The following is an 8,748-nucleotide window of genomic DNA, read 5'->3' on the forward strand; positions in this document are numbered from 1 at the left end:
CAGAAATTTTTAAGGGAAGTTGATGCTTCTTGTGTTTATGTGAATGCTTCTACAAGATTTACAGATGGCGCAGAATTTGGATTTGGGGCAGAGATAGGAATTAGCAATCAAAAACTTCATGCTAGAGGTCCAATGGGACTTGAACAACTTACAACTACAAAATATCTTATATATGGAGATGGTCAAGTTAGAGAATAAGGGGTAATCTTAAAGTTAAGAAGTTAGAAAAATTTAAAGGCACTAATAATATTATTGTATTTCAATAATATTATTAGTGCCTTTTAAAATTATTAAACTGAGCATTGAATAGTATTGGCATTATCAATATTCATAAAAACGTTTTCAAAAAACACAATATTGTGATACATAGAGGATAAGGTAGAATTTGATAGCAAAACTATAAAAATAACGATTGGAAAGCGTTACAGACGACTTGAAAATGTTTTCACTAAAAAGTAAACTAAAGTTACAAAAACGTTTCCGTAAAATATCGGAAGGTATTGGGGAACATGGAGGTGCTTAGTATGAATTTATGGAAAATTTCATTGGACGAATACAATAGTTATAACAATAGAAAATATGAGACGCTTTTTACATTAGCAAATGGATATAGAGGTATAAGAGGGGCTTTAGAATTTTCATCAAAGGGTAGTAAAGGAAATTATATAGCTGGTATATTTGATAAATCTCAAAGTCAAGTAACGGAAATAGTAAATCTCCAAGATCCTTTAGGGTTCAATATATATATTGAGGATGAGAAAATTGATATTGATGAATGCGGCCTAGATAGCTTCAAAAGGGAATTAAATATGTATAAAGGCATTTTATATACAAGTTTTATTGCTACTACTAAAAAGGGCAAAAGTATAGAAGTTAAATGTGAGAGATTTGTTAGTAGAAATAAAATTAACAGATGGGCTTCAAAATATGAAATAACACCACTAAATTTTAATGGAAAGGTATTTCTTGAAAACTATATAGATGGTTCAGTAACTAATAGTGCTTGGGATGTAATGAATAAGACTAAACATTTCAAAGTAAAAAACAACTATGATAGTAATCCAGGTATAGCACTAACTGTAGAGACAAATGACAATAATATAAAAGTTTTAGAGTTAACAACCTTAATGGGTGAAAATGAAAAAGGTAATATATTTAAGAATAGAAAATATAGTGAGTTTGGTGAAATAGTTAGTGAAGTTTATGAAACATTTATGACAGAAGGTAAAAGCTATACTGTAGTTAAATATGGCATAAGCATTAGCGATAGAGATAGAGGTTTAAAAAGTGATTTATTTACAGCTGGAACTAAAGAATTAAAGGGTTTTATGAAAGATGGATATGATGTAGAAATTAAAAAACATATAATAATTTGGGAAAAAATATGGAATGAAATAGACATAAATATTGATGGAGATGAAAAAGCTCAACTAGGTATAAGATTCAATTTGTTTCAACTAGCATCTTCTGCATATGAAGGGGATACTACTGTAAGTATAGCAGCAAAAGGGCTTCATGGTGAAGGTTATAAAGGTCATGTTTTCTGGGATACTGAAGTGTTCATGCTGCCTTTCTTTATATACACAAGGCCAGATGTTGCGAAGGCACTGCTAATGTATAGATATAATACCCTACAAGGTGCAAGAAAGAATGCTGAAACGACTGGCTATAAAGGAGCAAGATTCGCATGGGAAGCGGCAGATGAAGGAATTGAGGTTACACCAAAGTGGGGATTTGATTATGATGGCAATGCGGTTAGAATTTGGACCGGAGATGAGGAATATCATATAAATTCTGACATTGCATTTGGTATTGTTGAGTATTATAGAGCAACTAACGACAAGGAATTCATTGTGAATCAAGGCATTGAAATATTACTTGATACAGCTAAATTCTGGCAAAGCAGAGTGGAATACAATAAAGGCCAAGATAGGTATGAAATAAGCTCAGTAATAGGACCAGATGAGTTTCATGAGCACGTTGACAATAATGTATTTACAAATTACTTAGCTAAATGGAATATAGAAAAAGCATTGTTTTTTAAAGATTGGTTGAAGGCTGAGGATAATCTTAAGTACAAGGTGCTTTGTTCAAAACTAGGACTTAATGAAGAGGATTTTAATGAGTGGGAGATAATTTATAAAAAGATATATATCCCAAAGAGTGAAGACGGAATGATAATTGAGCAATTTGAGGGATATTTCGATTTAGCAGATATAGAAATTTCAAAGTATGATGAGAATGAAATGCCCATATGGCCAGATTTTAAAGGGAACAAGTTAGGAGAAACACAACTTTTAAAACAAGCAGATGTTGCTCAATTAATGATTATGCTTCCTGAAGAGTTTTCAGAAGATGTTAAAAAATTGAACTATGAATATTATGAGCAAAGAACAATGCACAAGTCGTCTTTAAGTCCTTCTATGTATTCAATATTGGGACTTGCAGTAGGAGATAGGCAAAATGCTTATAAATACTTTATGAAGGCTATATATACAGATTTAGAAGATAATCAAGGAAATACAGATTTTGGTCTACATGCAGCCGCTGCAGGAGGATCATGGCAAAGTGCTATTTTTGGATTTGTAGGATTAAGAGTTAATAAAGAAGGCATATTAAACATAAATCCATGGTTGCCAGAGCAATGGGAGGGGTTATCCTTTAATATTAATTGGAAAAATTCAAGAGTAGGTATTTCAATATCAAAAGATAAAATAGAAGTAAATTCAACTGGCGATTTATCATTAATTATATATGATAAGAAATATTTTATTTCTGATAAACATCATTTAATAGTTGCAAGATAATAGAAAAGGTGGAGAATAGTACTTATAGAATAAATTTCGTGAGATGAAAGGAAAACAAAATGGAGAAAAAAGGTATTACTATAAAAGATGTTGCAAAACAAGCAGGGGTATCTATAAGTACTGTATCTAGAGCATTTAATAATTATGCTGACATAAGCGAATTAACTAGAAAAAACATATTAGAAGTTGCAGAAAATTTAGGATATAGGCCAAACATAGTTGCTAGAAGTTTGAGCGGAACAAAGAATTATAGATTAGGAATATTGGTGGAAGATTACAATGAAGGAGATTATATAATATATGAAATGTTAATGGCATTTAAGTCAGTGGTTTCAGATTACGGGTATGAAACCGTAATACTTTCTACAACCTCTGATATGCAAAAGGGAAAGAAACTTGAAAAACTATTTCAGGAAAAACATTTAGATGGGGCTTTAATACTAGGACTTAAAATGACAGATGATTATTTTAGGCAATTGGAAAATATGTCCTATCCTTGCGTTTTACACGACATATTCATAAAAAACCCAAAAGTAGGTTGCGTCGGTGTTGATAATATAAAAGGATCAATAATTGCTGTAGAGCATCTTTTGAAGCAAGGCCATACAAAAATTGGGTTTATAAATGGGCATAAGGATGCTTTAGTTAGCTATGAGCGATTAGATGGGTATTATTTGGCACTTAGTAGAAAAGGTATTAATATTGAAGAAGATCTTATAGTTAGTGGTGGGTTCTCCTATGAAGGAGGAAAAACTGCTGTGGTGGAGCTTATTAAAAATCATAAAGATATAACAGCAATATATTGTGCCAGTGATTTAATGGCTCTTGGAGCAATAGAGGGTTTAAGGGATATGGGATATGACATACCAAAGGATATATCTATAATAGGCTTCGATGATATTAACTTATGCAATTTTGTTACACCTAAACTTACAAGTATTAGACAGGATAGAGAAAAAATAGGCAAAACTGCAGCTAATTTAATTTTAAGTATAATATCACAGCAGTATTTAGGTCGAATCATTTTAGAACCTGAGCTAATTGAAAGAGAATCATCAATTAAAATATAAATTAATAACTAATAATTAATTGGGGGGAAATATAAATGAAAAGAAATCGTATAATTGCATTAGTATGTTCAGTAGCGTTAACAGCTACAATGTTTGGTGGTTGTGGTAGTAAGACTAAAACGGCTACCACAAGTGGACCAGTTACTTTAAAAGTTCAAATATGGGGTTCATCGCCTGCAGAATCAAAGCTTATTGATGGTCAAATAGCTGCATTTAATACAGAAAATAAGAGTAAAAAGATTACACTTAAAAAGGAAGTTGCTGTAGGAGATTATAATCAAGTTATGCAGACTAAAATAGCAGCTAAGACAGAAACTGATTTATATTATTTAGATTCTTCTCTTGCATCATCTTTTATTGATAAAGGCGTAGTTGCACCTTTAGACGAGTATTTGGATAAAGAAGATTTAAAGGATTTTTATCCTAATCTATTAGAAGGATTTCAAAAGGACGGTAAAACATATGGTCTGCCAAAAGATTATAATTCATTAGGAATTTTTTATAATAAGAAGATGTTTAAAGACGCTGGAATTACAACACCTCCAAAAACTTGGGCAGAATTTGAAGAGGTAGCTAAAAAGTTAACAAAGGGCAAGGTAAAAGCACTATCACTACCAGATGACTCGGCAAGATTTGCTCCGTTCATGTTCCAAGCAGGTGGTAAAATTGTTGATAAAGAAAAAATGGTATTTAATTCTCCAGAAGCTGTAAAAGGATTCGAATATTATTATTCAATGTTTAAAAAAGGATATGCAGCATTTCCAAAGGAGTTAGGAGATGGATGGCCTGGTGATTCTCTAGCTGCTCAAAAGGTTGCTATGGTAATTGAAGGCGGATGGATGATACCATTTATGAAGGAAAAAGCACCATCAGTTGAATATGGCATTGCAGAACTTCCAAAAGGAGAAAAACAAGGTAATTTGTTATTTACAGTTGCATATTCAATGAGTAAAAACACAAAACATCCTAAAGAGGCAGCGGAGGCTATTAAATTCTTAACAGGTAAAAAATCACAAGAAATGGTAGCAAATTCTGGACTTGCAATACCAACAAGAAAATCAATGGGAACTGTATTTACAGATAAATTCCCAGAAAGAAAAGCATTAGTAGATGGAACAAAGTATGCAAATGTATTTTCTTATGGTACGAAATTTGCTAAAATTAATCTTGAACTTGGAAAAGCAGGTGAAAGAATTAGACTTGGGAAAACCCCAGATGGTAAAACAGCATTAGATGATGCACTAAAAGCAGCACAATAATACTAGGATAGGAAGCATGATTTCTTGCTTCCTATTTTAAAAAGGAGGGAAAATATGTTCTCATTAAAAACACCCACCGGAAATAAAGCTATAAAAAGAAAACAAAGGCCAAAAGGATTTTTTACTAATAGGACTAGAGAAAAGCTAGATGGATGGTTATTTGTGGCTCCTTTTGTAATTTCTGCCTTAATATTTTTAATAGGTCCCGTAATTGTAGCTTTTATATTAAGTTTTAAGGAGTATTCACTACTCGACCAAACAACAATTTTAAGTGCAAAAAATGTAGGACTTACTAATTATATGAAAGTAATAAAGGACCCTATATTTATAAAAGCATTGAAGAATACTTTTATTTATTCATTATGTGCTGTACCACTTCAGTTAATTATAGCGTTGTTACTTGCATTAGTAGTGGATTCTAAGATTAAGGCAAAGGCATTTTTTAGAGTAGCTTATTATATACCAACTCTAACATCTGCTGTTGCAGTATCACTTATATTTCTATTCTTATTTAAAGTTGATGGACTATTTACTAGGTTTCTGACAATATTTGGTGTAGCTCCAAGAAGTTGGTTTCAGGATCCTAAATTTGCATTGGGTGCTATTGTCCTAATGGCTGTGTGGTCGTCAGTTGGAGTTTACATGATAATATTTTTATCAGGACTTCAAGAAATTCCAGAAACATTATATGAGGCTGCAGAAATAGATGGAGCAAATAAATTTAAAAGGTTCTTTAAAATAACACTACCTTTGATTAAACCAACGTTTTTCTTTAATTTAGTAATATCTGTTATAGGAACTCTTCAAATGTTTGATCAATCATATATAATCTCTGGTGGAAACGGAGGACCTTTAGACAGTACTATGACTGTAGTTTTATACTTATACAATAAAGCGTTTAAAGAATCCGAAATGGGTTATGCATCAGCTATAGCATTTGTGCTTTTTGCCATAATATTTACACTAACATTAATTGAAAAGAAAATATTCAAAGAGGAAGAAGCAAATTAGGGAGGTAGAGTTATGAAAAAAAGAAAAAAAGTATCCCCAGTTAGAATATTATTTTATTTAATACTAATATTATACTCTGTAATAACTCTTGGGCCATTCTTATGGAGTTTTATTATTTCACTTAAACCATCCTCAGAAACTAACACCCTTTCAGTGAATTTAAGTACATTATCTTTTAAAAACTATAAGTATATATTTGAGAACTTTCCTTTTACAAGGTGGATGCTTAATAGTGTTTTCATTGCATTAGTGTGCACCATTGGAAATTTAGTATTTAATTCAATGGCTGGATATGCTTTAGCAAGAATTAATTTTCCTGGAAAAAAGACTATTTTTTTAGCAGTTCTAGGAATGATGATGATACCTGGACAGGTAGTTATGGTACCTACATACATGATACTAAGTAAGCTCGGATGGATTAATACATACAAAGGGCTTACAATACCATTCTTAACAAGTATGTTTGGTGTGTTTTTAATGAGGCAATTTTTCTTAACTATACCTAAGGAACTAGAAGAATCCGCAGCTATAGATGGATTGAGTAGATTTGGAACATTTTTTAAAATAATAATACCTACTGCAACCACAGCATTAACAACACAATTTATATTGATGTTTACAGGTAACTGGAATAGTTTCTTGTGGCCAAACTTATTAACAGCATCAGACGAAATGTACACATTGCCTGTTGGTTTAAACTCCTTTTATGGGCAGTATTTTCAAATGTGGGATCAAGTTTTAGCTGGAGCAATGTTAATATCATTACCTATGATATTAGTATTTTTAATATTCCAAAAGAACTTTATTAAAGGTATTGCCAGCACAGGTGGTAAAGAATAAAAAGACAAAGAATAAATATTTCACGGAGGTATTAGAATGAGTAAAATAAAGGCATGTTTATTTGATTTAGATGGTGTAGTAGTGGATACAGCAAAATATCACTACTTAGCCTGGAAGAGACTTGCAAGTAATTTAGGATTTGATTTTACGAAAAAAGATAATGAAAGGCTAAAGGGCGTTAGTAGAATGCGCTCTTTAGATATATTATTATCAATAGGAAAGAAAAATCCTAGCGTGGAAGAAAAATTAAATATGGCCCAGCAAAAGAACAATTGGTATGTGGAGTATATATCAAAATTAGATGAAAGCGAAATATTGCCAGGAGTTAAAGATTTTCTAATAGAATTAAGGCAAAATGGCATAAAAATTGCATTGGGGTCAGCATCAAAAAACTCTATGCTTATACTAAACAATCTAAACTTAACTTCATATTTTGATGCTATAATAGATGGAAACAAGGTTTCAAAAGCAAAACCGGATCCTGAGGTGTTTTTGCTAGGAGCAAGTGAATTAGGAGTTAATCCATTAGAATGTGTGGTATTTGAAGATGCACAAGCTGGAATAGATGCAGCTAAAGCTGCAAATATGAAGGCTATTGGAATAGGACAAAAGGATGTACTTTTAAATGCTGATAAGATTTTTGAAGGTTTTAATGATGCTCATATTGATATGATAGAATTTTAATTTAGTTAATAATGAAAAACTTATATATTATTACAAAACATTAAATATAATGCCAAATAAGCAGGGTGGACCTGCTTATTTTTTAGGTTTTAGAATGATTTTTTTTGCATACATTTATACACTCTGAGCAACCCTTAATTATATTTGGCATGCAACGATATGGATGAAAAGTATTATTTTCAAATGCTTTACCAGGACAGGCAATTATACATTCTTCACAATTTGTGCAATTGTTTATATGCTTTTCACTTGGAGATACTCCTAGTGGTGCATTAGTAAAAATGGCTGCAAAAAGAAGCCCAGCTCCATAATCATTATTTACAACTATTCCATTTCTACCCCAATGCCCAAGACCTGCAGAAACAGCTAACGGTCGAAAATCCCCGTATACAGAAAGAATACTTTTGTGATGCGTCGTATAGCCTTCAGATTCAAGAATTTTAGAAGTAATATTTTGTACATGTTTACTTATACCGTGTTCTTTTTTGATCATTTTAGCTATGTTTAAAGGTTGCTTTAGAAACCATTTATCTGTAAAAGGAAATCCAAGTATAATTACTGGTTCGATTATCCTTATTTTAGTGAATCCAACTAATATGGCGCCTTCAGCTAGAACATTTTTACTTATATAGTTAGACAAATCAGTCTGTTTTTCCATTTTAGCTCCCTTTGTATATATTTATTGTTAAAGTTAGTTTTTACATATTTCAGATAAATATGCATGCTTGTGCCTACTTGTTTTGCTCAGGAATATTTAGCAGTGATAAATTCATTTATATTTGACAAATAATAACGTTTTAGGATAGAAAATATAAGCTGTTATAGAACTCTATAAAAAAAATATACGTACATGTGTATATTTATACAATACAATATATATTCTTTTAAAATAAATGTTAATGACATTTTATGTTTACTTCTTGAAATGGAAACAGTTTTAACTTTAATGGAATATTGAAATACTCTATTGACATATGCATTAAAATACAGTATAATGTATAAATAGAGTAAGTGGTTTATGTTATTAATTCAGGAGGTAATATAAATGTCAAACATGCAATTATTTCAATCAAAAAC

The 8,748-nt window shown here is 31.3% G+C and carries 7 protein-coding genes and 1 pseudogene; 7 read left to right on the forward strand and 1 reads right to left on the reverse strand.

The features are described from left to right. The 7 genes and pseudogenes from proA to pgmB all read left to right on the forward strand — a co-directional run. A pseudogene (gene proA, locus Q0649_RS19700) lies at positions 1 to 198 on the forward strand (gamma-glutamyl-phosphate reductase); the annotation flags it as partial. A gap of 326 nt (positions 199 to 524) precedes the next feature. Continuing rightward, positions 525 to 2,807, forward strand: coding sequence for a glycoside hydrolase family 65 protein (locus Q0649_RS19705; RefSeq protein WP_298845878.1), 2,283 nt, complete (start codon positions 525 to 527; stop codon positions 2,805 to 2,807). A gap of 59 nt (positions 2,808 to 2,866) precedes the next feature. Then, positions 2,867 to 3,877 (forward strand): LacI family DNA-binding transcriptional regulator, encoded by a 1,011-nt coding sequence (locus Q0649_RS19710; RefSeq protein ID WP_298845881.1) that lies wholly within the window; start codon positions 2,867 to 2,869, stop codon positions 3,875 to 3,877. Positions 3,878 to 3,912: 35 nt separating this feature from the next. Then, positions 3,913 to 5,136, forward strand: a complete 1,224-nt coding sequence (locus tag Q0649_RS19715) for an ABC transporter substrate-binding protein (protein ID WP_298845883.1) — start codon at positions 3,913 to 3,915, stop codon at positions 5,134 to 5,136. A gap of 54 nt (positions 5,137 to 5,190) precedes the next feature. After that, complete coding sequence (locus tag Q0649_RS19720; RefSeq protein ID WP_298845885.1) at positions 5,191 to 6,147, forward strand: carbohydrate ABC transporter permease; 957 nt, start codon at positions 5,191 to 5,193, stop codon at positions 6,145 to 6,147. A gap of 12 nt (positions 6,148 to 6,159) precedes the next feature. Continuing rightward, positions 6,160 to 6,987: a carbohydrate ABC transporter permease gene (locus tag Q0649_RS19725; protein WP_298845887.1), complete on the forward strand. Its 828-nt coding sequence runs from the start codon at positions 6,160 to 6,162 to the stop codon at positions 6,985 to 6,987. A 36-nt stretch (positions 6,988 to 7,023) separates the two neighbouring features. Next, a complete protein-coding gene (gene pgmB / locus Q0649_RS19730; protein ID WP_298845889.1) occupies positions 7,024 to 7,671 on the forward strand; it encodes a beta-phosphoglucomutase in 648 nt (215 codons plus the stop codon). Positions 7,672 to 7,753: 82 nt separating this feature from the next. Here the strand turns inward: pgmB and Q0649_RS19735 are convergent, their stop codons facing one another. Beyond that, positions 7,754 to 8,329, reverse strand: a complete 576-nt coding sequence (locus tag Q0649_RS19735; protein WP_298845890.1) for a 4Fe-4S ferredoxin — start codon at positions 8,327 to 8,329, stop codon at positions 7,754 to 7,756. Positions 8,330 to 8,748 lie beyond the last annotated feature (419 nt).

It is taken from the genome of uncultured Clostridium sp. (assembly GCF_937920395.1).
In the GTDB taxonomy this organism is placed as follows: Bacteria; Bacillota; Clostridia; order Clostridiales; family Clostridiaceae; genus Clostridium_AD.